The sequence below is a fragment of the Pseudobdellovibrio exovorus JSS genome (genome assembly GCF_000348725.1).
In the GTDB taxonomy this organism is placed as follows: domain Bacteria; phylum Bdellovibrionota; class Bdellovibrionia; order Bdellovibrionales; family Bdellovibrionaceae; genus Pseudobdellovibrio; species Pseudobdellovibrio exovorus.
Genome location: NC_020813.1, coordinates 2,015,854 through 2,041,699, shown reverse-complemented (window position 1 = coordinate 2,041,699; position 25,846 = coordinate 2,015,854). Strand labels below are relative to the sequence as shown.

The 25,846-nt window shown below is 41.8% G+C and carries 20 protein-coding genes; 10 read left to right on the top strand and 10 right to left on the bottom strand.

Annotation, left to right across the window (positions count from 1 at the left end; genetic code table 11):
• Positions 1–13: 13 nt before the first annotated feature.
• Positions 14–988 (top strand): TerC/Alx family metal homeostasis membrane protein, encoded by a 975-nt coding sequence (locus tag A11Q_RS10100; RefSeq protein ID WP_015470710.1) that lies wholly within the window; start codon positions 14–16, stop codon positions 986–988.
• A gap of 52 nt (positions 989–1,040) precedes the next feature.
• Here A11Q_RS10100 and recN read toward each other — a convergent pair whose 3' ends face one another.
• From recN to A11Q_RS10070, 6 genes are all read right to left on the bottom strand, one after another.
• Positions 1,041–2,735 (bottom strand): DNA repair protein RecN, encoded by a 1,695-nt coding sequence (recN, locus tag A11Q_RS10095; RefSeq protein ID WP_015470709.1) that lies wholly within the window; start codon positions 2,733–2,735, stop codon positions 1,041–1,043.
• On the bottom strand, positions 2,719–3,615 hold the full coding sequence (locus A11Q_RS10090; protein WP_015470708.1) for an NAD(+)/NADH kinase: 897 nt from the start codon (positions 3,613–3,615) through the stop codon (positions 2,719–2,721). The genes recN and A11Q_RS10090 overlap by 17 nt, the downstream gene beginning before the upstream one ends.
• Positions 3,616–3,622: 7 nt before the next feature.
• The gene (locus tag A11Q_RS10085; protein ID WP_015470707.1) at positions 3,623–5,662 is read right to left on the bottom strand and encodes a M3 family metallopeptidase; all 2,040 of its coding nucleotides are present in this window, start codon (positions 5,660–5,662) and stop codon (positions 3,623–3,625) included.
• 101 nt (positions 5,663–5,763) lie between these two features.
• Positions 5,764–6,309, bottom strand: a complete 546-nt coding sequence (locus A11Q_RS10080) for a hypothetical protein (protein WP_015470706.1) — start codon at positions 6,307–6,309, stop codon at positions 5,764–5,766.
• A gap of 196 nt (positions 6,310–6,505) precedes the next feature.
• Positions 6,506–8,230 carry an AMP-dependent synthetase/ligase gene (locus A11Q_RS10075; protein WP_015470705.1) on the bottom strand — a complete coding sequence of 575 codons (1,725 nt, stop codon included), beginning with the start codon at positions 8,228–8,230 and terminating at the stop codon, positions 6,506–6,508.
• A gap of 3 nt (positions 8,231–8,233) precedes the next feature.
• Positions 8,234–10,180 (bottom strand): serine/threonine protein kinase, encoded by a 1,947-nt coding sequence (locus tag A11Q_RS10070; RefSeq protein WP_015470704.1) that lies wholly within the window; start codon positions 10,178–10,180, stop codon positions 8,234–8,236.
• A gap of 65 nt (positions 10,181–10,245) precedes the next feature.
• Between A11Q_RS10070 and coaE the strand changes: the two genes are divergently transcribed.
• From coaE to A11Q_RS10050, 4 genes are all read left to right on the top strand, one after another.
• Positions 10,246–10,845, top strand: coding sequence for a dephospho-CoA kinase (coaE, locus tag A11Q_RS10065; protein WP_015470703.1), 600 nt, complete (start codon positions 10,246–10,248; stop codon positions 10,843–10,845).
• A 106-nt stretch (positions 10,846–10,951) separates the two neighbouring features.
• Positions 10,952–12,313, top strand: coding sequence for a PKD domain-containing protein (locus A11Q_RS10060; protein WP_015470702.1), 1,362 nt, complete (start codon positions 10,952–10,954; stop codon positions 12,311–12,313).
• 8 nt (positions 12,314–12,321) lie between these two features.
• A complete protein-coding gene (locus A11Q_RS10055) occupies positions 12,322–12,966 on the top strand; it encodes a hypothetical protein (RefSeq protein WP_015470701.1) in 645 nt (214 codons plus the stop codon).
• A 33-nt stretch (positions 12,967–12,999) separates the two neighbouring features.
• Complete coding sequence (locus A11Q_RS10050) at positions 13,000–13,632, top strand: hypothetical protein (RefSeq protein ID WP_148284983.1); 633 nt, start codon at positions 13,000–13,002, stop codon at positions 13,630–13,632.
• A gap of 4 nt (positions 13,633–13,636) precedes the next feature.
• Here the strand turns inward: A11Q_RS10050 and A11Q_RS10045 are convergent, their stop codons facing one another.
• Both A11Q_RS10045 and A11Q_RS10040 read right to left on the bottom strand, forming a co-directional pair.
• Positions 13,637–14,536, bottom strand: coding sequence for a hypothetical protein (locus A11Q_RS10045; RefSeq protein WP_015470699.1), 900 nt, complete (start codon positions 14,534–14,536; stop codon positions 13,637–13,639).
• Positions 14,537–14,538: 2 nt separating this feature from the next.
• A complete protein-coding gene (locus A11Q_RS10040) occupies positions 14,539–15,360 on the bottom strand; it encodes a hypothetical protein (protein WP_015470698.1) in 822 nt (273 codons plus the stop codon).
• Positions 15,361–15,583: 223 nt separating this feature from the next.
• Here A11Q_RS10040 and A11Q_RS10035 point away from each other — a divergent pair, with 223 nt between their 5' ends.
• Genes A11Q_RS10035 through A11Q_RS10015 form a run of 5 tightly spaced genes read left to right on the top strand, consistent with a single transcriptional unit; the run spans position 15,584 to position 24,425 of the window.
• Positions 15,584–16,681 (top strand): PorV/PorQ family protein, encoded by a 1,098-nt coding sequence (locus A11Q_RS10035; RefSeq protein ID WP_235044600.1) that lies wholly within the window; start codon positions 15,584–15,586, stop codon positions 16,679–16,681.
• A gap of 3 nt (positions 16,682–16,684) precedes the next feature.
• Entirely contained in the window at positions 16,685–17,536 is an 852-nt protein-coding gene (locus tag A11Q_RS10030; RefSeq protein ID WP_015470696.1) for a hypothetical protein, read from the top strand.
• The gene (locus A11Q_RS10025) at positions 17,533–18,651 is read left to right on the top strand and encodes a hypothetical protein (RefSeq protein ID WP_015470695.1); all 1,119 of its coding nucleotides are present in this window, start codon (positions 17,533–17,535) and stop codon (positions 18,649–18,651) included. Before A11Q_RS10030 ends, A11Q_RS10025 begins: the two co-directional genes overlap by 4 nt.
• Positions 18,652–18,666: 15 nt before the next feature.
• Positions 18,667–21,405, top strand: coding sequence for a PD-(D/E)XK nuclease family protein (locus tag A11Q_RS10020; RefSeq protein ID WP_015470694.1), 2,739 nt, complete (start codon positions 18,667–18,669; stop codon positions 21,403–21,405).
• The gene (locus A11Q_RS10015; protein WP_015470693.1) at positions 21,381–24,425 is read left to right on the top strand and encodes a UvrD-helicase domain-containing protein; all 3,045 of its coding nucleotides are present in this window, start codon (positions 21,381–21,383) and stop codon (positions 24,423–24,425) included. Before A11Q_RS10020 ends, A11Q_RS10015 begins: the two co-directional genes overlap by 25 nt.
• On the opposite strand, the gene A11Q_RS10010 is transcribed toward A11Q_RS10015, so the two are convergent.
• Together A11Q_RS10010 and A11Q_RS13610 are read right to left on the bottom strand one after the other, a co-directional pair.
• Positions 24,422–25,246, bottom strand: a complete 825-nt coding sequence (locus A11Q_RS10010; RefSeq protein WP_015470692.1) for a hypothetical protein — start codon at positions 25,244–25,246, stop codon at positions 24,422–24,424. The genes A11Q_RS10015 and A11Q_RS10010 overlap by 4 nt on opposite strands.
• Positions 25,243–25,791, bottom strand: a complete 549-nt coding sequence (locus A11Q_RS13610) for an ATP-binding cassette domain-containing protein (RefSeq protein ID WP_015470691.1) — start codon at positions 25,789–25,791, stop codon at positions 25,243–25,245. The genes A11Q_RS10010 and A11Q_RS13610 overlap by 4 nt, the downstream gene beginning before the upstream one ends.
• Positions 25,792–25,846 lie beyond the last annotated feature (55 nt).

Sequence of the window (25,846 nt, the reverse complement as noted above, 5' to 3'; positions counted from 1 at the left end):
AAAAGAGGTTTCTATGCATTTTCCATTTTTTGAGTATCTTCATGTCTATGGTATTTTTACGGCCTTTGTTCTTTTGCTCGTATTTTTCGATATGGGCTTTATTTCAAAAGGTAAACAGAACTTAACGGCCAAGCAGGCGTTGGGTTGGAGTGCTGTTTGGATCTCTATCGGTTTGCTAGTGGGAGTTGTCTTTTGGCAATACGCCTCTTACAAGTTTGGAGCTGAAATCGGTAAAAAGCTGGGCCTAGAGTATTTCAGCGGTTTCCTGATTGAAAAAGCATTAGCTGTCGATAATATTTTCGTCTTTGTATTGGTTTTTGCCTCTGTCGGTATTCCGAAAAGTATGCAGCGACGTGTTTTGGGATATGGTATCTTAGGAGCCTTATTCTTCCGCGCTATTTTTATTTCTTTAGGTGCGGTGCTGATGCAGTACACGTTCATGCTTTACATCTTCGGTGCTTTTTTAATTTTCACAGGTGTGAAGATGTTAATTCCCACGGACAGCGAGCAAAATATCGAAAACTCGAAAATGTATCGTTTTCTGGTGCGCTATTTACCATTAACAACAAACTTATCTGATGGAAAATTCTGGATCCGCGATAATGCCGGCAAATTACTATTCACGCCGCTATTTTTAGCTCTAATTTTGATTGAACTTTCCGATATCATCTTTGCGATTGATTCAGTACCGGCGATCTTTGCCATCACGAAAGAACCGCTTATCGTGTTCACATCAAACATGATGGCGATTTTAGGATTACGTTCTTTATATTTGGTATTGGCCGATGCGGTTCATCGCTTTGAGTACCTAAAGTATGGCTTGTCCTTCATTTTGATCTTCGTTGGTTTGAAGATGGTATGGCTAAATAAGCTATATGGCGGACACTTTCCGATTGGGATCTCGTTAGGGATTATCGGCGGTGTTTTATTGATCTCGATTTTAGTATCACTTTATAAGTCACGTAACGAGCCTCCGATTATTCAGTAATCGGAAGCTGAAGAGCCCTCTAATTGGGCTACAGATTGAACTGTCGCTTGAATTAATGGCTTTCGCTTAAAAGCTGTTCGGCGTGGGCCAAAGATGTCTTGGTGATCTTTTCACCTGAAATCAGACGGGCAATTTCTTCTATACGCGCCTTGGATTTCAATTCTTCCACCATCATGTTTACTGATTCTGGTGTGGCTGATTTGCTAATAGAAAAATGCACGTCTCCGCATGCCGCTACCTGTGGTAAGTGAGTCACACAGATAACCTGTTGTCCTTTAGCGATAGACTTTAATTTCTTACCCACTTTTTCTGCGGTATTGCCGGAAACACCCGTATCGACTTCATCGAATAAATACGTGCGTGGAGTTTCGGACTGGCCCAATGATTTTTTCAAAGCCAACAGAATACGGGAAAGCTCTCCGCCAGAGGCGACTTTCGAGATCGGGCGTTTCGGGTCTTTGCTTGAGGTTTGGCAAAGATATTCGATATCGCTGATGCCTGTAGATGTCAGTTGCTCCGATTTTTGCACCTGAATAAAGAAAGAAACACCTTTCATATTCAAATCTAGAAGTTCGGTGTTAACAGCTTTTTCTAACTGTCCCGCCACTTTATTACGAGTCTTGTGTAAGTCTTCAGCCAGTTGTTTCAGCTCAAGCTCGAGCAGGCTAGCTTGCTTACGGATTTTATCTAGATGGGCATCAGAGTTTTCAAGCTCATAGACTTCGGTTTTCATTTTAGTGAAAGCCTCTGCGATTTCATTTAAGTCAGGACCATATTTTTTCTGTAGTTTACGGATCTGGCTTAGACGAGACTCTTTTTCTTCTAGGACTTCAGGGTCCAATTGAATTTTGTTCAAATCTTTTCTTAAAAGATAAAATGTATCTTCAATTTGTACGCGGGCTTGTTCTAAAGCCGAAACGCGCTCGTCAATCTCAGGGGATACAGAAGAAATTTCGTTGGATTTCTTTTCGATTGTTTTAAGGCGGGACACAACAGAGTCATGATCACCGAAAAGAATATCTTCACACTCATCGACAAAGCGTAAAACTTTGTGGGAACTCTTCATTGAACGGATTTCATCTTCTAAAGAGGCATCTTTAATCGGATCAATGTTGAGTTTTTCTAGTTCTGTCAGTTGAAACTTTAAAAAGTCTAAGCGTTGTGATTTCTCTTGTGCTTGTTTTTCAAAATCAGAAATTTGAGTTTTGAGCGTATTGAGCTGAGCGAATTTTTGCTCGAAAGCAGTTCGTTTGTCGTAGTGACCAGCATATTGATCTAATAGATCCAGATGGTAGGCTTTTGATAACAAGTTACGGTTATCATGTTGTCCGGTCATTTCAATTAAAGGAGCATTGTGACCAGTTAATTCGATCATTGGGGAAACGATTTCACGCAACTGACTGAGGGTACAGATACTGCCATTCAGATAAATTTTTGAACGATCAGACGTGGCGATAATGCGTTTCACGATCAGAGTATTATCGGGTGTTTCAATGCCAAACTGATTTAAGGCAGATTGGATGTCATGGCGATGGCGCAGATCAAAGGCACCTTCGACAACGGCCTGTTGGGCTCCGGAACGGATAATATCAGAGGAAGCTTTTTCACCCATAAGAAGAGCTAAGCTTTTCAGTAAGACTGATTTCCCTGAGCCTGTTTCCCCAGAAAGAATATTAAGACCAGCTTGGAATTCAATATGTAGATTGTCGATAATCGCAAACTGAGAAACTTTAAGTTCCTGTAACATAGCGGTCTCCGAATTTTAATTTTTCTTTCAATAAATCAAAAAAGTTATGACCTTCGCGGCGGATCATGTAGTGATCCACTTTGTCGCGGGTGATAGTCACTTCATCTTCACTTGATAACTCTAGAACTTTTTGTCCATCGACGATCAAGTAAGCTTGTGATGCATTTTTATCAAGGCTTAGAACAAGGCGTTTGTTGTCTGGGAAGATCAATGGCCGAGTCGTTAATGAATGGGGAGCAACCGGAGTCACGACAATTGCGTGAACCTCAGGATGCAAGATCGGCCCGCCCGCTGCTAAGTTATAAGCCGTTGAACCTGTCGGAGACGAAATAATAATTCCATCAGCTTTGATATGATTCACTAAAGACTTGTCGAAGTACAGCGCGGTGCTAATAAGCTGCGAAAATGATCCACGCTCAATCACCACATCGTTCAGAGCGTTGTAGGAAACGCGTTTGCCCGATTTGAATTTTACAGTCAGATGCAGACGGCTGCGGGTGCGCAGGATCATCTTGCCTTTGATCGTGTCGTCGACAATTTCAAAAACGCTATCGATAGAATGAGCTGTTAAGAAACCTAAGAAGCCCATGTTAAACCCTAAGATAGGGACCGAGTGACCTTTCAAGAGGCGCACGGCGCGCAGATAAGTTCCATCACCGCCGAGGACAATAACCAAAGACATCTCTTTTAGATCATTCGAGCTAACTAGTAATTCCGTTCCCGCTATTTGTTTTTGCTCAGGGGCTGTGAAGACCTTGAAACGTTTTGATTTTAAACGGGCAGCGAGCTTCTTTGACATTTTCACCGCAGCAGGTGAGTGAAGTCGATAGACGATCGCCACTTTTTTGTTGGATTTCAGAGTTAGCTTTTTTTCTTTCATAGTCGTCTTACAGTAATCCGCTACGTCTTAGTAATGACTTAGGATCTGGTTCGCGTCCGCGGAACTCTTTATAAAGATCCATCGGATGAGCTGTACCACCTCTGCTTAAGATGCTGTCTTTAAATTTTGCCGCCACTTCAGAGTTGTAAAGACCTTTTTCCTTGAAGTACTCAAATGCATCCGCATCTAAGACCTCAGCCCATTTGTACGAGTAGTATCCAGCTGCGTAGCCGCCGCCGAAGATGTGGCTGAAGCTACAAGACATATTTGTGCCAGCTTCTTTAGGAAGAAGACGTGCCACCTCGGTCGCTGTTGTTTCAAACTCATCTACGTTCGTGATTTTTGCTGGATCATTTGTGTACCACTGCATATCTAACCATGCGAACGATACTTGGCGTAAGCTCATCCAACCAGATTGGAATAAAGACGCTTTTTTAATTTTAGCGACGAGCTCAGCAGGAATGGTTTCATTTGTTTGATAATGACGAGCAAATAGATCAAGCCCTTCTTTTTCCTCTGTCCAGTTTTCCATGATTTGTGATGGAAGCTCTACGAAGTCCCAGTAGACATTCGTACCCGAAAGACTGCGGTATTTACATTGAGACAATAGACCATGTAAAGCATGACCGAATTCATGGAACAAAGTACGAACCTCATCGTAAGATAACAATGATGGTTTAGTTGGTGTTGGTTTTGTGAAGTTACAAACAATGCTCACGTGAGGGCGTTGAACTTTATCACTCCAAAGACCTTGTTCACGGTAGTTCGTCATCCACGCGCCGCCTTTTTTAGTTTCACGTGGGAAGAAGTCCATATAGAACAAACCGATGTAGTCATTGGTTTTCTCGTTATACACTTCGAATGTTTTTACATCTTGGTGATAAACAGGAATGTCAGTTACTTGTTTGAAAGTTAGACCAAATAACTTGCGAGCATGCTCAAAGACACCTTCGATAACATTTTCTAGTTTGAAGTAAGGGCGTAGCTCTTCTTCGTTGAAGGCGTATTTTTGCTCTTTCAATTTTTCTGAATAGTAAGCGAAATCCCAAGGTTTAATTTCGGAAGAGCCTTCTAGCTTTTGACGGAACTCTTGCACTTCTTGTAGATCTTTTTCAGCTGCTTTTTTAGATGGCTCTAAAAGATTTTTCAAAAAGGCGAAAACAGTTTCAGAGTTTTTCGCCATACGCTCTTCAAGAACGTATTCAGCGTAAGTGTTGAAACCAAGTAGGCTCGCGCGTTTAGCTTTTAGCGTAACGATTTTTTTGATGATCTCTTGATTGTCGAATTCTCCGCCGAAAGCTTTTGAAGAAGAGGCTCTCCATAGTTTTTCACGTAAGTCGCGGCGGGCAGAGTAAGTCATAAATGGAATAAGTGAAGGGGCTTGTAGATTGAAAAGCCATTGTCCTTTACGGCCTTTTTGTTCTGCGGCCATCGCCGCCGCTTCACGCACGCCTTCTGGAAGGCCTTCAAGCTCTTCTTCTTTTTCAATCCAAAGTTCAAAAGCATTAGTGGCTTTTAAAACATTTTCCGAAAATTGTGGACTCAGGACAGAAAGCTGTTGGTCTAACTGACGTAGTTCTTCTTTTTTAGCTGCATCCAACAAAGCTCCATTACGAGAAAAATCTTTGTAGGCTTTTTCAGTTAGGCGTAGTTCTTCTCCGGCCAATTTTAAATCGGAACGATGATCGTAGACGAATTTGATTTTTTGAAAAAGAGCATCGTCTAAAGAAATATCAGACGAGAAAGCTGAAAGGATCGGTGAGATCTGTTGAGCTAAAGCTTGGTGAGCTTCGTTAGCTTCTGCTGAAAATAAATTGAAGTAGATACCCGAGATACGATCTACTTTTTCAGAAGCTTGTTCTAAAGCTAAAATTGTATTTTCGAAAGAGGCTTCTTTTTGAGCCTTAATGGCTTCGATATTTTTTTTCGCTTCAACTACAGCTTCTTGTAATGCTGGAAGATAGTGTTCAACTTTGATTTCGTTGAAAGGAATTGCCTGATCTTTTAGTGTCAGTGGATTCAGTAGGGGATTGTTTTGAGTACTCACGGGGACCTCCTTGGTCTTCAGTTCTTTGGCAGTAATATGAGGATCATAAAGCCTATGAAACTCATATCACGCAAGGAGGTCGGGCGTCTATCTGTAGGTGCTTATCTATAAGCGGCGGTGCAGAGCCCTAAAGTGTTGCCAGCAGAGGTAGCACGGCAAGTGTAGCCAGCAGGACACATATTGTTCGTGCTGTTGACAAGGCAAGATTGAACCACACCATTATAACAGGTGCTTTGGTTGTAAGAATAAGTGCTCAAATAAGGAGTCGTGTACCATTGGTTCGTATTCCAGCCCATATAGTAATAGAAGTAACCATAAGCCGCTTGAGTGCTAGCAGAACGCACACAACCTAAGCCAGAGTAAGAATTGTACGTCGGCATTGTTCCGTTCGGGCAGTTGCACAGATAAGCTGTATTGTTGATATAGTTAAATGGCTGATTATAATTGTAGTTATAGCCGTAATTATAGCTGTTGTTGTAGTTGTAGGGAACATAGCCCTGATTTTGATTGTAGGCCGACGTGTTACAAGAGGAAGGATTGTTGATGCAAGCATTCATTCCCGCTACAGAGGCCTGTCCGCTGCCTTTTTGACAACCAGAAAAAGAGATAATCATTAATGCAAAATAAACAAACAATACTGTTTTCATACCTAACCCCACACTAAAACTTCGTTGCCCGCGCTAAAGCCGACAATTGGCTACGTTTTAACTTCGCTGATTTTATGATCACTTCTTACTGAGGTCGCAGGGCACAGGCAACCAAAAACCTATGGGGGCATCTATAGCGCACTGAGTGTATGAAATTTTTCTAAAATGGGGCCCAATTCGGCCCCATTAAGGGTATTTAGTCATAGATTTCGCTGATTAAATCAGCGTATTTTGTTTCAAGGAACTTACGCTTGGCTTTCAGTGAGGGGGTGAGTTCTCCGCCCTCAACGGTCCAAGTATCTAAGATAACCTCGAATTTTTTGATGCTCTCGTAGCTGGCAAGCTTCGAGTTGATATTCTGAATATGCTTTTGTAGACGGGCGCGCAGTATGGGGTGATGGTACAAGTCGGCAAGGGTTTCGTACTGAATGCCTTGGCCAGTGGCCCATTGTTTGACTTGAGCTTCCTCTAAAGTGATCAATGCTGAAATAAATTTTCTTTGATCGCCGTGAATCAGAACTTGTGAAACCAGCGGATCTTGTTTTAACAGCCCTTCGAGCTTTTGTGGTGCTACGTATTTTCCACCTGAAGTTTTGATGAGGTCTTTTTTTCGATCGGTAATTTTCAAGTAACCCTGCGAAGTTAATTCTCCGACATCGCCTGTGGCGAAGTAGCCGTCTTGTATCGCCTTGGCGGTCTCTTCCGGATTTTTATAATATTCTTTTAAGCACTTTTTGCTTTTGACTAAGATCTCTCCGTCTTCGGCAAATTTAATTTTGACGTCACCGATAGGCTTACCTACAGTTCCGACTTGATGATTATTCAGAGTATTGACTGTGATCGCAGCGCTGGTTTCGGTCAGGCCATAGCCTTCAAGAAGGGGAATACCACAGTTCCAAAAAAATTCGCTGAGTTCAGAATCTAAAGGCGCACCACCACTGACGACGAACTTCAGACGTCCACCAAAAGCATCTAACACTGGAGTAAAAGCCAACTGGTGTAAGCCCTGATATTTCAAAAGCAGCAGCCAAGGGATCGTCTGTTTGGTGCGGCGGTACTTTTGAACTTCTTTGGCAGTTTCAATAGCCATCTGAAAGATTTTTTGTTTGGCTTTTTGGGTTTCGACTTGCGCCATGATTCCTGAATAAACTTTTTCAAAAATGCGAGGTACAGCAATCAGAAAATCAGGTTTTACTTCTTTTAGATTCGACTTAATTCTTTCAATAGATTCCGCATAGGCCAGAGCATGACCTTTGTAGCAACTTCCCCAGTGCTCAATTCGTCCCAAGACATGGGCGTAAGGTAAGAAGGTCAGGGCTTTGTCTGTCGGTTTCACTCCGAATAGATCAAAACTTTCTGATACTTCAGACACAATCGCTTCATGTAAAAGAACAGCACCTTTGGGTCTGCCAGTTGTTCCGGATGTGTAAACGATCGTGGCGACATCAGAGGATTTAAGATTGCGGCACAAGTCCCAGAACTTTTGCTTTGTCTCTTCACTGGCAGGAGTCTGGAAATCAATGTTTTGTAACGGCACACATTCCACTGGGCGCTCAAGATTTTGTTGGATGCGCTCAAACTGTTTTTGATGAGCTTCTGTTTCGGCGATCAAGATGGAAATGTCAGAGTGGTTCACAATGAATGTGAGTTCCTCATCGCTGAGGTTGGGATATAGAGGTATAACAACAGAGTTCGATCCCAATAGTGCTAAGTCAATGGCGGACCATTCCCAGCGAGTTGAAGACAGTAAGCCTACGTGTTGGCGCGGTTGGACTCCCAGTTGAAGTAGGGCTTGATAGGCAGAGGTTACTTTTTCTAGATAGTCTGTCCATGAAAGTTGTTGCCAATGTGAACCGACTTTATATTCGACCGCGACAGAGTCGCGCTGACCGGCATTGATGATCCAGTTTCCAATAGTCATAAATTATTTTTTGCTAGCTGGCTGACGGCGTCCCAGAATCAGTTGAATATCAACAGACTCACCCGGTTTTGCATTGATGCGGACTTCGTCAGATAACTTGGTGATCGGGTTAAAAGCTGAAATGACAGTCTCTTTTTGTGCGACAATCGGGTATTTCAATATCGGTGGCTTTTCTAAAAGCTCTTTGCCGTTAATAGAAATTTTTGTAAACGAATTTCCATCAGAGACTTTAATATTAAGATAAGCTGTGGCCACTGCCACTTGCATCGTTGCTGACACCTGAGCTGTTGCATCAGAAAAACTACGGCTGATTGTATAATCGATATAGCCTTCTTTTCGTAAGACGATATCAGCTTTTTCTTTCGCAGTGACTGTGATCAAAGCTGGAGTCGTCAAACCTGTCGGTTGGCCGTTTAAGAAAACTTCGGCACCATCTGGACTGCTATTCAGAGATACTTTTGATTCTGTAATAGCTGCCGCGGGAATTTTTTGAGTTGGCTTTTCAGCTACGCGACTGATATCGCGTGTGATTGGCGCGGGCTTCATGTATTTTTGGTAACCCCACCAGCCACCGAAGGCAAGAACGGCTACCAGAGCCACTTTCATGATAACTTCTGTGTAGTCGGTTTTAGCTACGGCTTGAGTTTTACGTAAATTGGTCGCCTGTGTGACCTGAGTCACACGTGTTTGATGAGGCGAAGATTGCGTCATGGATGTGTTCGGCGTTAAATTCGTAGCGGCCGCTTTAGCAGCAGTGCTGAATTTGTTTTTTGCCGGAGACGTCGACGAGCGCAGACCATCTAAACTGATTTTAAGATTGGGCTCAACCGCGAATCCATTTGGCATTTGCGGAGCTTCATCTTCGTTATTAAGAACGGGAGCTTTTTTCTCGGGGTTGGCCGGAGTCGGGGACACGGCAACAACACGTGGAGCCGGAGTTGCTTTCGGTATCAAAATAGACTCAGGTTGCTGCACAACGATTTTCGAGTAACTGACAAGTTTGTCGCGCCCATCTTGGAAAGCATTCTTAAAGCTTTCTTTTAAGAAGTGACTGAAATCTTGCGGAGAGAAATCTGGATATTGAGTATTTAAGAAACGATTCAAATCACGATGAAGATTAGCAGCTGTTTGATAGCGAACATTACGATCTTTCGCTAAGGCTTTCATCACGATACGTTCAAGTTCTTGCGGAACTGTTGGGTTAATCTTACGAATAGGTGGAACTTGGCAATCGCGCACTTTACGTAAGATAGCCGCTTCGTTGCTTCCTGTGAAAAGACGATCATTGGCCAGTAATTCCCAAAGGACGATACCCAGTGCAAAGACGTCTGTGCGGGGATCAATCGGTTGACCTTCTGCTTGCTCGGGACTCATGTAGCTGAATTTACCTTTTAAAGTTCCAGCCTTTGTATCCTCAGCTTCTGTTTCTGCTTTCGCGATACCAAAATCGATAACTTTTACTTCAGCCTCGAAAGACACCATGATGTTTTGCGGACTCATATCACGGTGAGTGATATTAAGTGGTCTACCAGAAGTCGCATCTGTACAGCGGTGAGCATGATCTAAACCTGCTGCCGCCTCTTTTATTAAATAAAGAGCTTGGTCAATCGAGAAACTTTTGTTTGTTTTTTTCAGTTCATTGATGATTTGGCGAAGATTGCGGCCTTCAACATAATCCATTACAAGGAAGAACTGTCCAGATTCAATACCGAAATCAAAAATAGAAACGACGTTGCTGTGATTGAGGTTGATCGCAACTTTCGCTTCCTCTTTAAACATAGAAACGAATTCTTCATTATTTGAAAATTGCGGTAAGATGCGTTTAATAGCAAAGAACTTATTTAAACCATTCGCGGCACCAGATCGAGCCAAATAGATTTCGGCCATCCCTCCCGCGGCTACCTTTTCCAACAATAGATATTTTCCGAACTGTTCGTAGCTCTGTGACATTACAAATAAGACTCCTACTTGAAAACTATCGGCTTTTCGCTGAAGATTCTTGAAGGAGAAATGCAATGAAATGGATTGGCCTGACCGGAGGTATAGCAACCGGTAAATCCACAGCGAAAAAACTGATCGAAAGTCTAGGGTCACCTGTGATTGATGCTGACGAGATCTCGCACCAGCTGTCTGCAGTGGATCAGGCGGGCTACAAAGCGATAGTGTCTCATTTTGGTCAAGAGGTCCTGAATACGGATTTGACACTGGATCGTAAAAAACTTGGTCAGATGATTTTTGCGGATGAATCTTTGAAGTTGCAACTGGAAGGCATTTTGCATCCACTGATTCGCGCCGAAGTTCTGCGACAAAAAGAACACCATCGCACGAGCGGAGCTGAATTGTGTTTTTATGATGTACCTCTATTATTTGAAAAAAAATTGTGGAGTGATTTTGATGCGACAGTGTTGATTTGGTGTGATGCCTACACCCAGCTTCAACGTTTAATGGCGCGCAATGGTTATACTGAAGAAGAAGCGCTATTACGCATCAGCAATCAGATCGACTTAATAGATAAAGTAAAAATGTCCACATACTGTGTGGACAACTCAGGGGATACTGAGGATTTGCAAAAGCAGTTGGTGAAGTTGTTGGAGAGCTTGAAAAGGAAAAGGTAGGCCGTACCTTATCCGGTAATAGGTTTGAGATGGCAGCTATAATTCTTGATTTTAAGCTGCGATAAAACAAATTTACATTTATATTTTTGTATCCGAATATATAAGGATGCAAAGTAATACGATTTTTAATTTGGCTGTAGGTTTTATAGCTTTCATCGCAATAGGCACTCTTCTATTTTATTCCAATCTAGTTCCTAAAAAACATTCTGTCACTGAGCTGACAAAAATGCCCGTTGTGGAAACTCAGGAAGCAGTAAAAGAAGCTCAGGGACTTGTGAGTAAGGAAGATAAAATTTCAATATCTGAAACAGTACCTGTGCCCTCAAACGGAGTCGTGTCTTACATTGTGTCTCCGGATACGCTCAGTGTAGATCAAGTTGCCTATTTTTTTACGGATAACCAAACCATCAAAATCCCTCTGTCGAGTATTCAAGATTATAAGTGGAACTTCGGGGATGGCACTACAGCTGTAGGGGCCAGAGCGCAGTACATCTACAAAAATGCCGGACAGTTCACAGTCACGCTTATAGTGACAGATCTTGAGGGTAAATCCTACAGCAGTGTGCAAGAGGTGCGGATTGAGAATAAGGAAGCTCCGACAGTGGTCATTACAGCCAAAGACATGCAGCCGATTTATGAAGTTTCTGGTAAGCAGAAGTTCAATTGGAATACGTTCCCTATCGAAATCCAATTTGATCTGCATAGATCTAAAGTACAGGGTATGGGATTGAAAGATGCTCATTGGGACTTTGGAGATGGCGGTGAAGGTTTTGGATTAAGTCCGACATATATTTACCATAAACCTGGGCAGTACATGGTGAAAGTTACAGCGAGGGATGAGCTTGGTTTGCAGGGTCATAGCAGTATGGAAGTGAATATAGGCAAGGATAATTGCTCAGATACGGATGGAGTAGAAGGCTGTTTAAAACTAGAGAATGCTATAGGTAACACATTACCTATGAGTGCGGGGTCGTGGTTTGTAGGACATGATTTTGGTCATCAGCAATGGAAACTTAAACGTGACGAGAAAAATTTCGCTTTTTTGAAGGTTACGGATGACACCTCGAACTTGGATTATGACATTAGTTCGGCGATAGCCGCCAATGGTAACCAACTGGAAATTAGAAAATCAGATTTAGAAGCATTAGGTGTGAACTTTAAGCAAGAATACTCTTTAAATATTGCAGCTTCTTTAGATGATGACTCTGAATATAATGGCATGTTCCCCAATTTAAGATTTGGGATAGGAACTGTCGACCTGACTACGAATGAGTCCGATATCAAGTTAGAAGTTGTGGGCTCCAGATCTTACAAGAAGTATCTTTATATGACGAATGCCACAACTGCGCAGTTGCGGGACTTACCTGTGGGAGTTTATAGCCTCATCGCAACTAAAGGTTCAAAAATAAAAACTTTTACTTTTGAAATTAAAGATTCGACTCCGCAAAGACTGATGGTTGAGTTGTAAGGAGGCAAATGACAAATGTATACTTTAACTTCTTGGATATTGGACGATTAATTCTAATCAAGCTATTTTTCATTTCTTTTAGTTTAATCAGCTATGCTCAAGCTACCGCCGCAAAAAAGGAATACAATACGATAATTCTTAAAGAGAAAGAACGGAACGCTTTAGAAGAGTTGTTTAAAAAGTTAAGTATTTCCTCTAAAAAAATGAAAATAGTAGAAGTTAGCGGCGGAGATTATAACAATGATCCAAGAAACTATACTGATGTTGAAATTGGTGTAAGAAACACGGAACCTATAGTTTTTATGGGGAATAAGGTGTCAGAAAATACAATCTTCAGTGTTGTAGATGGAAAAATAAGAGGATTTGATTTGAAAAATGATGAAACTTTCAAAATAGGAAAGTGGAGTTGTGTAGAATTTATAGAATTTGACCCGCAAGGTAACCTCTGCTTTTGTAGAATCAATCAATCTGTAAAAGTTAGAGGCTATGCTATTCCCACCCCAGCAAGCATTTATTTAAAAAGTGGCCGATTAAGTCATTTTGCTAGTAACTATATGGCTCCGAAATTATCGTCGGGATATTATAAAATTGATGCTAAAGGTAAACCTATTTCGGCTGAAGAGATGGATGGCGTTGATTACTGCCAAAGATAAAAAATATAGAGTTTATTAGTAGAGAGGTCCTCAGTGATGGAGTCAGTTGAAAAAATAAATTTAAACGAAGAGCTCTTACTTTTTTTTAGATTCTTTGCTCCGCAGATAGAACATGCCTTCTGGGCTTGGGCAACCGCACTGTTGTTTGTGGCGACAGCGGTTATTATTGCCAGCTCTGTAAAAAACAATTTTTTTTCATGGTCTGTTGTTTTATACGGACTTTTTTTGTTTGCTGACGAGTTAGGGCAGGCACATGAGTGCTTTGCTGAAAATACAGGATTAAGTCCTTTGTATTATATTTATATACAGGCCTCAGTTGCATTAGTGTTATCCTACTTTTGGTTTCGGGAATATCCATTTAAACGACAAGACTTTTTATATATTGGTAGTGTAGGGTTCTTGATCGTAGTGGCGCTATTCTTGAGGTCGAATCTCTATCCGAATCCGACAAGGGTAATAGAAGAATTAGCAGAGTTTTCTGTCGCCGCTATTTGTTGTCTATATGTTATTCGACGTTCTTGTGTGGGATTGAAAAAAAGCACTTTAATCGTAAGTTTAATAGGTATAATTTTAATTATTTCAGTCGGTCCACTATTAAGAAGAGATCTGTGCCCACGTGTTGAGTATTGGGTACAGAAGTCTCCGTATTCAATTAAAGGGTTTTGAAAAATCAGTCCCATTGATAAGCGTATGGAATACTTTCAACAGTCCCGTCATCCAAAAGTCGGTAAAAAGATCCGTTTATTTTGATTAAACCTACAGACGATTTTTTATCTAAGACATAAAAATCAGTCTGCACGTGCGAAGCATCATGGTCATTGTAAACGACAGGATAATCAGGAATGTATTCTATATAGGAATGTTTTAAAAAGTACAAATTAGAACCGGATTCTAAGACGATAATTAAAACATCCAAATCACCGCTGGAGTGTGTAGATTGGGTGTTTTTATCGGGTTGAACTTTTAAAACATGTAAAAAAATATCTCTATGTTTATCAATGGGCCAAGTTTTTTCTAATTCTATTTTACGTGTAGCCCAGTTTTCAGCTGGGCGGGCGTATATAAAGTTTACTTTTTCAAGTGAAGGGATAGTTTTGATTTTAGCAACTAATTTTTTTTGTTCTTGCGCGCTTAGAGTATAACTTTCTTCAATATCAACAGAATCTTTGTCCGAAAGAAAAAACATTTGGCCTTTTTCGTATAGAACCTCATGCGGAGATGTAGTGTTTTTTATATCTAAGCAGTTATCAATTCGCCAAAGGCAATCATAGCGGGAATACAAAACTTTATCTGCATCGAAGTCAGGTACTAGTTTATGAGTTTTAGCTATGCACGACTTGTTTTCATGGTAATGTCGTATTTCGCTTTGTTGTGAAAAGATACGATTGAATTTTTCTGTACAGTGAAGCGTAAAATGCTTTTGCAGACGACCTGGGCCCAATATTAACCTGTCTGCATCAGTTGTGATGTGCTTTTCTGCGTTATTAAAAAGAATTACTCGAGGATCAATGTCAGGTCCGGCAAGAGTAGTCAATGATACTGATAGTGTGAAAAGTAAAATCAGCTTCATTTCTACGTTCCACAGTCTGCTGATGGATCAAAGTTTATATTCATCCGAATACCGCTTTCTTGAGAGTTGTTTGTAAGTTGTGATTCCTCTCCACTGCCGCTGCCATGACATAATCCACCATCTGATATATACCATATTCCAGGTGGACTTTTTTCTAAAGTAGCCCCTAACGATGTCAACAAATGTTCTTGTTGGCCATCCCACAGAGACCAAGCTGTCGTGATGGCTCTTTTATCAATCCATGCAGCGGTGTTAGCGATAGTATCCACTTCTTGATGTTGTTTTTTTATTTCATCTTCGTCAGCACCAACCCACATAATGCTGACCACTCCAGTTTGACCCTCTGGAATTTCGTTAACTTCGATAGTAAATTTTTTTAACTCAGACTCGTTATGTTCTGGATCTGCTAAACCTTTCATTTTTATTTTTAGCTTTCCTTCTTTCTCTTCTAAAACTTCGAACAAAATGAGGTTGTTACTTTCTAAGTTGACACGAATTTGATAACAGGAGGGGATAGAATAAAGTTTTTCTTTCATATCAGAATTTCTAAAAGCTGGTTGAACATCGTATCTTCCACACAAGGGGTAGGCTTGACCGACGTGACTTTCTTTAGGAACAATTTCGCCAGACCAATCATCTTTTTTAAAGATTGTTTCGCTTTCGGGTAATGTTTCAGTTGATACGTTTGGTTTGTTGGACGTAATAACTTTTTCAGATTTGTATTCTGTTGGTATTTTGTTTGGGTTGAGTTGGATATAAGTCCCGATAGTCGTCAGAGTAATAATTGCTCCTACTATGAGGCCAATAATAATTTTTTTCTTCATAAACTCATATTAGTTTTTCTTGCCTCTCTACACAAACACAAAAGTTTCGCGTCTCATCACGTCCTTCGTCTATCAGACCAAAGTCGTTCTGGTTTTTACTAAGCGCAGTCTAAATACGACTGATAAGTTTTGATCTTCCTACACAGACAAAGGCCGTATAGACAAAGCGATTACTGTCTCATTCTGACTCAAGTTTATGTTAGAATGGACCGATAATCTTATTATGAGACGGATTTTAAAAAACACAGGACGTGTACCTTTTCTAGCCTCGATTTCAGTGACGACATCACTTTTGATTTCGTTATGGAGTTCACAGGCTTTCGCTATTAACGAATGGTACGAGTTGTATAATAATACGCGTTCGCTCGGTATGGGTGGTGCTTCTGTTGCGATTACCAGTGATGATACCTCTCTGTATCGTAATCCGGCGAATCTGGGAAGTTTGCGCGATGTCTATGGAACACTTTTAGATCCAGAGGTCGAAGGTTCTACAAATCTAACACCCGAGCAGATTGATATCCGTCAGGTGATGGAAAAACTAAATACGAAACAAGATACATTTTATCGCTCGAAAACACAGATCACTCCAGCGGTGGTGATGCGTAATATCGGGTTAGGCTTAATTTATAAAAATGAAATCAGTGCAGAAATCAAATCCAGTGATCCGACTGTGATGGATACGAAATATGTAAATGATTTCGGAGCAGTCTTTGGTGTGAATCTGCGTCTTTTTGATGGACGTATCAAAATCGGTGGCAGCGCGAAACTGATTAATCGTATTGAAGTGGATAATCCTGCATTAGCTGTCGGTGGACCGACGGACATGCAGACCATTGGCTCTGAAGGAACTGCTGTGGCCTTTGATGGTGGTTTACTTTTACAAGCTCCGTGGACGTATTTGCCAACTTTAGGAGTCGTCGTGCGTGATATCGGCGACACCGTTTTTGATAAACGCGATGGCTGGCGTATGCGCACAAATACGCGCCCCAACACAGTGAAACAAAGTGTTGATGTGGCCGCGGCATTATTCCCGATTCACTCGAATGAAGTGCGCAGTGTTTGGACTGTAGAGTATTCAGATGTTACGAACTCCCGTGAAGATGATGACAATGCGAAGCGAGTTCACGTGGGGATTGAATTAAATGCCCGCGATATTTTCTTTTTCCGCGTGGGCTATAATCAGCGTTATGCCACAGCCGGAATCGAAATCGCCGGAGAGTATTTATCATGGCAGATTGCCACTTATGGTGAAGAGATCGGAACGCGCGATAATCCCCGTGAAGACAGACGTGTGAACACGAAACTTTCTTTGAGGTTCTAGACGATGCGATGGTTGGTGGTTTGTTTTTTAATGACAACCGTGGGACTCAGCTCCTGCACAAATGTGCTAGGGGAATTGGGCGATGCCAACTCAGACGAAGCGTTGTTGTACGAAGCCAAAGCGGCTGTAGATAATAAAAAATACCAAGAGGCTATTGATATCATCACCCAACGAGTCAGTTGGGAAGCCCAGCAATCCGTACAAGCCAAAGAGATTTTAGCCAGTGGTTACGCCGGACGATGCGGTTTGCATTTTGTAAATTACACACAAAAACTGATAGCGGTGACTTCGCCAACGCCAAGTGTTTTCAAAATGCTGGCCAGTCCTTTCGTGTACGATCCACAACCAGTTCCACCGGACGAAAGCGTCAAACATATCTCTCCAGAATCCTGTGTGTTGGCTTTACAGACATTGTCTGCCATAGACACAAGAACGGCGAAACATAATACGTTTGCGGCGGTATTAGGAATGGTACTCGTAGGAACAGCGACTCGCTTATATACTGATAATGTACCTGTTGGTGGGGATGGAATAACGGATTTTTTAAGCCCAAGTGGCAGTATACCCACAAGCACAGCCTGCGAATTGGATAACACGCAAGTGGATCATGTCATCTTAGGATATGGTCACATGGTTGAAAACTTTCAATATCTTTCTGTAGATCAGATTGGGCAAGGCTCATCGTCGACGATTCAAGATGCTATCAATGTCTGCGGTGGCTCGTGTGCGACTACAGATCCGGCGCAGATTACTGGAACTATGAGATTTGCAATGCGTTCTTTAATGAATACGGCTGACTACGGTGTCGGGACAGCGAATGCTCAAGCCAATCCACCGGAGGTTTGCCCGCCATGAAGTCTTTTTTGAGTTTTATATTTATTTTTATCCTGACAATTCCTTCTGCTTTTGCAGAGCTCTATCAAGCTGGTTTGAAATCCCGTTGTTGGGCGATGGGTGGAACTTGTATGTCCCATGTGCGTGGCTCTGATGCGGTGTTTTTTAATCCAGCCGCCTTGGCAAGGATGGACGGATTCGCACTGACATTGGCGCAAGCTCAAGTGGGAGCATCAAAAACTGTCGCCGATGTGGCGAAGCAGTTCGAGGGGCGCAGTGATTTTACGGCAAGTGATTTAGATAAGCTGTATGGCAAAAGCTTCATGGCAGATGTGACAGGGCGAGCGAGCTTTGCTATGCCTTATATCGGCTTTGGAGTTTTCAGTAATAACTACACTCATATGAAATTCAGTGATCCGACATTTCCGACTTTTAATATGGATTTCGTCAGCGACTATGGATATGTGGTGGCGGGGGCTTTGCCTTTAGGAAAAAATGTCTCTTTAGGCTTAGCCGCTAAGCACATTAAGCGCTGGGGTGGAAATGAAGAGATCAACGTATCTAGCTTGATCGGTTCTAATGCGAACTCAATTGCTGACCAAAACTTTAAAGATCGTGGAGTGGGGCATTCGTTAGATTTGGGCTTTATGGCGACTTTGGAACATCCTCTTAAGCCGACATTCTCTTTTACGTGGCAAGATCTAGGGGTGACAACGTTCAGCCATGCTTCTGGAAATAAGGCTCCGCCAAGTCAGTATGATAATTTGAGTTTTGGTGTTTCTTTAGAACATGAGTTGATGTTGGTGGATTTTACCCATGCCTTTGAATATAAATTTATTCGTACAGACAGTGGGGATGATCTGAGCCGTAAGTTGCATTTGGGAACAGAGGCTTCCTTTGGCCTTATCAATTTACGAGCAGGTCTTAATCAAGGCTATGTTACCTATGGCGCGGGTATTGATCTGTGGTTCCTTCAGGTAGATGCCGCAGCTTACGCTAATGAGTTAGGCACTTATGCAGGGCAGGCACGCAGCGATAACTACCATGTCAGTGTCACTCTGAGCTTGGATTTTGATCAAAGCTTCAAATTACAGGATTCTGCAGGGAAAAAAAGAAGACTTAAGCAGCGAAGATAGTCTATTATTGGGCGTATGCTCGAGTTTTTAAAAGTTCAAAATCCAGAACAAATCAAATCGCTTTTAAAAACATATAATCCTTTAACGGATACGTGGATTGTTTCGGATCTAAAATCTAAACAAGAAATTCAAAATGAGTGTGTGAAACAACAGGGTTATTTCACTGATGATGCTATCATGCGCGTCAGTGACTTCTGGCGTCTTTGGATTCGTCGCATTGAACCGACGCTGCAAGTGGTAGGCAGTGACTTTATTCGCTCTTTAATTCAAAACTTTGTCGATCTGTATGGCGAAAAGTTAGGTGTTTTAGAAAGTGAAACCTCAACTTTAGATAAAGCGGTACAAGAGTTCGCACCTATTCTGTTGCATCCTGCCAGTGATGAAATTTTAACAGAGTGGCTATCTTCACAGTCGCAACCCAAAAAGTGGCACCGCTGGTATAAACTGTCTAAGATCTGTTTGAAATATATTGTCGAAGAAAAAAAAGCATTAGATTCCAAGTGGAGTGCTGCCTATTTACAGACAGTAGATCTGGCTATTTTTTCTTGGCCACGTAAGATGATCGTAGATCTGGGAAGCGAACTCACCACAGTCGAAATGGGGCTCTTTAAGCATCTGTCCCAGCAGCAACAGGTGACATTAGTGACACCTGAGCCGATTTGGAAGGAAAAATTTCCCTATTTACTGAATACCTATAAAGAAAACTTTGGCTTCGGAAAAGTTCAGGAACTCAGTGCGGTTGATGTGAAGGCTTATCCCTCTCATCAACTGTCGTCTGAGCAGTTCGTGCGTCTTTCAACTCAATTAGCCGAAATTAAATTTGCTGTGGCGACAGTTAGAAAATGGGCTGAAGCTGGGGTGGATCTTAATCAGATCGCCATTGTTTCAACTGAAATCGAAAGCTACTGGCCTGTACTTCGTCATTATTTGTTCGAAGAGGGGTTACCAGCTCGTAAAGGAATTGTGGCCCGCTTGAACAGTCTGGGTGATGTACAAAGTCTTTTAGCTGCACTTAAAAGCTATTCCAGCGATGTGGCATGGGACAGTCTTGAGCGCTCTTACTTTGCAGATAATGAAAAAGCTAATTTGAATTTTGATAAATTCAAATCGCTCTTCTATCAACTTTATGATCAAGACGACTTGGGACGTGATCAAAAGATTAAAGATCTTTTCTATCGTCAGTTGGATTTCAACAGCGAAATTGATCGCGATGGATTTTTAGCAGCCATGGTGAAAGTGTGGATGCTACTGCCTACAAGTAAAAATAAAAATGAATTGTTTGAATTGATTTTTAAGGATTTTTTAGGGCAGAGTCTTAATATTCGTATGCGTTTTTCGCGTTGGACACAGTTTCTAAAAAACCGCCTCAGCAGCAAAGAAATCACGATTGAACGTGATACCCAAGAGGGAGTTTATGTCTTACCACTGATGTCAGCGCAGATGATCGAGGTCTCGCACCGAATCTATTTGGGCCTCAACGATGAGTTCTATCATAAGAAACAGACCTCTTTGATGTCCTTGCAGGATTCGATGACTTTGCGTTCGCAGTTTGATTTGGCGGTGGATTTTTCTGAAGAAAGTTATGCGGATTTCAACCTGCGTTGGCAGGGGCTTTCTTGCGATCAAAATACATTATTTACAACGTCCCACATGAGCTTTAAAGCCGAGCCATTGAATTCTTCCCTGTTTTTTATTGAGAACTCTCCGGTATCAGCGGTTTTAAATCCCGAGCCGACACGCCTAGATGAATTACAAAAAAACATGGGGGCCCAAAGCCAATGGGATGTGGAGGCTTCTGTTTTTAGCCAAAAACGCCTGTTAGAGGATTTACACGGCTATGAAGGTAAAGTGGTTTCACCTGTCTTTAAAGAATTATCTGTCAGTGACGTGGAAAACTATGCACAGTGTGGATTCAAATTGTTAGCCGCTAAGGGCTTTCGTCTTCGAGATTTGCCACAGATCTCTTTAGATTTAGATCCAAGACAGCGGGGTTCCTTAGTCCATGCTCTTTTTGAGTACTGCCTGCAGCAAATGGAAAATGGCAATTACACCATCGCTGGTGTACAAAATTTCTTGGATGAAAAAAGGGAAGAGTTTGGATTATACCGCCAGCAGGATTCTCACTGGCAGATTCAACGGGCTAAGTTAGTACTTTTAGCCGAGCGATTTTATAACTTTGAGTTAGATCGATTAAAATTTTTCAAAACTCAGACTGAAAAAGTCGTGCAGGTACATTTTGATTTGCAGCAGTTGAAGTTTGCCGCGTCTAAACCAGAGGTCGGTTTTCAATTTAACTTCCGTATTGATCGTATAGATACACACAAGCAGAAAAACTACACAGTGGTTTATGACTATAAATCGTCATCCTATCAGGTTTCGAACTATGGTTCATGGCTGACCAAGCTGCAATTTCAGATGATGTTGTACATGTTATCTTTAGAGCTGTTGTCGCAGGATGCCACGGATGACATTGCTCCAGTTAAAGCTGCTTTATATTATCAATATAAAACTTTTGATTTGAGCAAAGGGATTATTGAGCAAGAACTGGCTTTAACTGATTTTGGCATGACGAAACGAAATAAATCCTTAATTGCAGATGAAGTCTTACAAGAATTTAAGAATGAATTTTCTGCTAAAGTGGCAGAGGTGCTGACAAAGTTAAATGAATCTATTTTCAGTACGGTGCCTGCGGACTTTGAAACCTGTAAAGAATGTGATTGGAGGAAGCTATGTCGAGCCCCACATCTGATGTAGTTCTGGGATCGCAGTTTATTCGAGCGGGAGCCGGTGCTGGTAAAACCACGAAACTGATCGGTACATTCTTAAACTTTGTACGCGAATTTCGTCAGCAGCAGGGGCGATTCCCCCGTGTTGTGATGACAACGTTTACTCGCAAGGCGACTCAAGAAGTTAAAGAGCGGTTGTTAGTCAGCGCTTTAAAAGAAAATGAAAAAGAAATATTCGAATACATCAATAAAAAATCTTACGTTCATATTTCAACAATTCATGGGCTATTGAGTATTTATTTATCGCAATATGCTGAGCAAATGAAGTTTCCTCAGGATATTCGTATCGTGGATTCACAACAATATGTCCGCCATTTAAAACGCCAAATCAATGAGCTTTTAAAGAAACATCCTGAATATCTAGAGCTATTAGAGCAGTACTCTTTCACGGCGTTGACTGAAATTTCAATTGAAGCCTTAGAACTTAAATCACAATATCCCAAACTTTCCTATGCCAACGCCAAGGCATTGCAGCGAATTTCCGAAGGACAAAAAAAAGCTATCGTTGACGAGATCGAAAAAATTTTAGGACTTATCACGGCGGTACCAGACAAGTGGCAAATCTATCTGGATCACTTGCGCGGTTTAGCTGTGAGTTTACAACAGGGACGAGAGCTAGATTTCTTACAGCAGTTGGATAACATGCCCTCGAAACCAGTCTTTTCGAAAACAAAGCCGCCTTTTGATGTGGATGCCCATAATATTTTAGAGGACCTGCGAGCTAAAAAACTAAAGAATTTATTCGATACAGAAAACTATATCCAAAAGCACGAGGCCTTGAACGCTTTATTTATTCGCTACCTCAATGAGCTCTATTCACGTATGCAAGAGCATAGACAAAACACGGGTGAGCTGACGATTGCGGATCTCGAAACGATGTCGTTACAGCTCAGTGAACTTCATCCCGAAACAGCGACAGAGTTTTCACAGTCTTGGGATTATTTCATGGTGGATGAGTATCAGGATACGTCCCCATTACAGGTGAAGATTTTAAATCGCCTGATCGGGGACAGACCTTGTTTTGTCGTGGGCGATCCTCAACAGAGTATTTATCTTTTTCGCGGAGCCCGTTCGGAAGTCTTTGAACAAAAAATGCAAGAGATGCAGGCGCAAAAAGCGCAGATTCAGTTCTTAGAAACAAACTACAGGTCTGAAGCGTCGCTTATGCTATTTATGAATGATTTCTTTGCGGATTTCAGTAATCAATTTCGACCGATGCTGACCAAACCAGAGTCCTCGCCGAAAAGGAACCTTCCCTATGATGCCTATTTCTTAAAGTCTCCAGAGCAGGTGGAAACGGTGCTTGTGCATATTCGGCGTCTTTTGGATCAGGGAGTTTTGCCACAGGATATATGCGTCCTTTCTAGAAATAACTCTAAGTTAAACGAGATTGCGGTCCGTGCAGCGCAGGTGCAAATTCCCGTGCAGCTACAGGCGGCAGCAGGATTTGAAGAAAAACGTGAAATCTTGGATTTGATTGCGCTGAATCGCTTCTTTAATAATCCACACGACAATGAAAATTTTGTGACCCTAGCACGTAGCCCGTGGTTTTTTATTGAAGACAGTGAGCTGTTAAGTTTGGCACACAACCCGATTGCAAGGCAGCAGTCTCTATGGGCGAGTTTGCAATATTCTAATTCTGCGCAGAAAGAAAAATTTAAGAAATATCTAGATTTTTTTAACACTCGTGGTGCCTCACAAACAACGCAGGAGTTTATTAAAGAAAGTCGTTTTATGGCCTTATCCGCCGCTTACGACAAAACCGGAAAGCGCGAAGCGAATATCTTTAAGTTTTTAACCACGCTAGCACAGGCCGAGCGAGCCTCAGGGTTTTCTTTAGGTCTTTTCCTCGATGAACAATTTTTATCACTGCAGTCAGATCTGGGCTCATCTTCTGGTGAGGCACAGCCTGTAGAACAGCCGGATTGTGTTTCTTTGATGACTGTTCATGCTTCAAAAGGTTTGCAGTTCAAACACGTCATCGTTATTGGCTTTGCAGATACCCCACAGCTCTCACGCACGCCTAAGCTCAGTTTTGATGAACAATCAGAATTGATCAGCTTGGCAGTTTATGATGAGGAAAATTCGAAACATCAAGCGTCCCGCTGGGCAGCTGTGATCACAGAACAATTTAAAGAGCGTGAATTGAAGGAACACGAGCGCGTGCTCTATGTGGCTATGACCCGTGCGATCGAGAGCTTAACTTTAGTGGCAGAAACCGAGCGCCACATGACCTCTGAAAGCAGTTGGCTGAAGCGTTCAAATTGGCCAGAAGATGGTGAGCATATTGGTGGAAAATATCGCGTGCTCTCACTCACTATGGATGAAAAACTAGAAAATGCTAAATTAGATAAGTTGTCATCAGCGGCGGTGCGCCCGCTGTTTTTGACTCCACAGGGGACTGTCGAAGACTCACAGTCGGTGACCGAACTGATCTCGAACCCTTCTATTACAGCATCTGCGACCGCAGAGGCTGCATCACAGTTCAATGAAGAGCGAACCATTTTAAATCTTAAAAAGGCGCAAAAAGGGTCTGATCTGCATCGTGTTTTCGAAGCGTTGAAATACGTTGATGAAGAGCAGTTGCAATCCAGTCTGGCGGATGAAGACAAAGAGAGTCTGACGTACTTGTTGCAGCTAAAAGAAATAGATCTGAAAAAGATTTTGCAAGCGGGACATAACGAGTGGGGTTTTGGTTTAAAAACGCCGTCACGATTTATTCAGGGTCAGATAGATTTATGGGCTGAATTAGAGGATGAAATCCATGTCTTAGATTATAAAACAGGAAGTTCATTTTATTCAGAGCAAGCGTTCAGGCAGTTGTCTATTTACACGCAGGCACTTTTGCAGATGAAAATAGCTTCACCTCAAAAAAAGATCATTCAGTCTGTTGTGTACCCTGTGGAAAAAGTGGTGAAGCAAAAAGTCTTTGCCAATGCTCAGGAATTTCAAAAGCAAATGCCTGAAGAGTTAAAGCAGCTTTTCTAATAGACAGAAAGCCAAAGCAGCAAAAGAGCTGTCGCATAGATAATCAGTGCCGGTAAAATAACAGGTAGCACGATTTGCTGTGGTTTAAAGTTCCAGCGGCTTAAGACACCAGAAATTTCACTCCAAAGTGGACGTAGTGAAATCACCATGGAAACCGTAATGGCCACAAAGACAGCAGCAAAGATAAACCAATTCACAATCAATGAAGATGGCGTCCATCCCATTAGTTTCATAATTTGCACGACTTTATCTTCTGTCGACACATACTCAGCTACAGTCTTCTTTTGTACGAGGCTTTTTAATTCGTTTCGAACCGATGGTGAACCTTTGACTAAGATGACGTTAACAATGGCCTGTCCCCAAAGCTGATCTAACTTGTAGCTTTGCTCTAGAGGAATAGTTTTAATTTGCGCTCCGTGCTGGCTTAAGAAACGAAGGCGGTTATTAAACTCAGCCTCCGTTAGATCTGTGGCGATGGTCACGGTATTTCCCTGAGTCTCTTGTTTAAGAAGCGGCGTTAGTTGAAGCTCTGGATTTTCTTTTAGCGTGTTGTACAGATTAGAAGGAATATAATCTGTTAAGTTATTGTCGCGAATATTTTCAACAAATAATAAGGACTCTAAAGCATTTCCTTTGGGTACAATGAGATCGTAAGGAAACTCAGAAAAAAAACGAATCATGCGGTATTGCTGAGTGGAATCGACTAATAGTTTCCCAAAGCCAAAGCTCATCACGGCAAAAGCAACAGAAACCACAATGTAACTTAGGAAATAGCGTTTGAGGTAGATTCCACTGGATTTAAGTAGTTTTATCGACATCATTTGAGATTCCCGATTTCGACTATTTTAGAGAAGTGACTTTTAAAATGGTGATCATGGGATACAAGAATCAACGATTTACTGTGCTTTAAAATAATCTCTAAAGTCTTTAAGGCCATCTCGGGATCTAAATGGGATGTGGGCTCATCTGCTAAAAGAAGATCGGGCTGATGAGCTAAGGCAATCGCAACAGAAACGCGTTGACGTTCCCCCATAGACATCGTTTTGACAGGACGATGAAGCTGTAGAATTCCTAAACTGGTCACGAGTTGTTGGAAGACTGCTAGCTGAGGCGTAGATAAAACTAAAAAGGCATTTTCATGGGCACTCAGATGGGAAATAAGATTAAGATCCTGATAGATCATTCCTGTCTGTGAAAATTTATTTAAAACATTTCCAGCTGAAACAGGAAGATGGCCTTGGATCACTTGCAATAAAGTTGATTTACCACTACCACTGGCTCCGAGCACAAGAGTTTGCGTATTTTGAGGATGTGAATAGCTGAAGTTTTCTAAACTTCGGATGCTGATATTCTGAACTTCCAACATGCTGTGCTCCTATAATTCTATAAAAGCACAGGATGATGGTTGAGGGAAGCCCGCA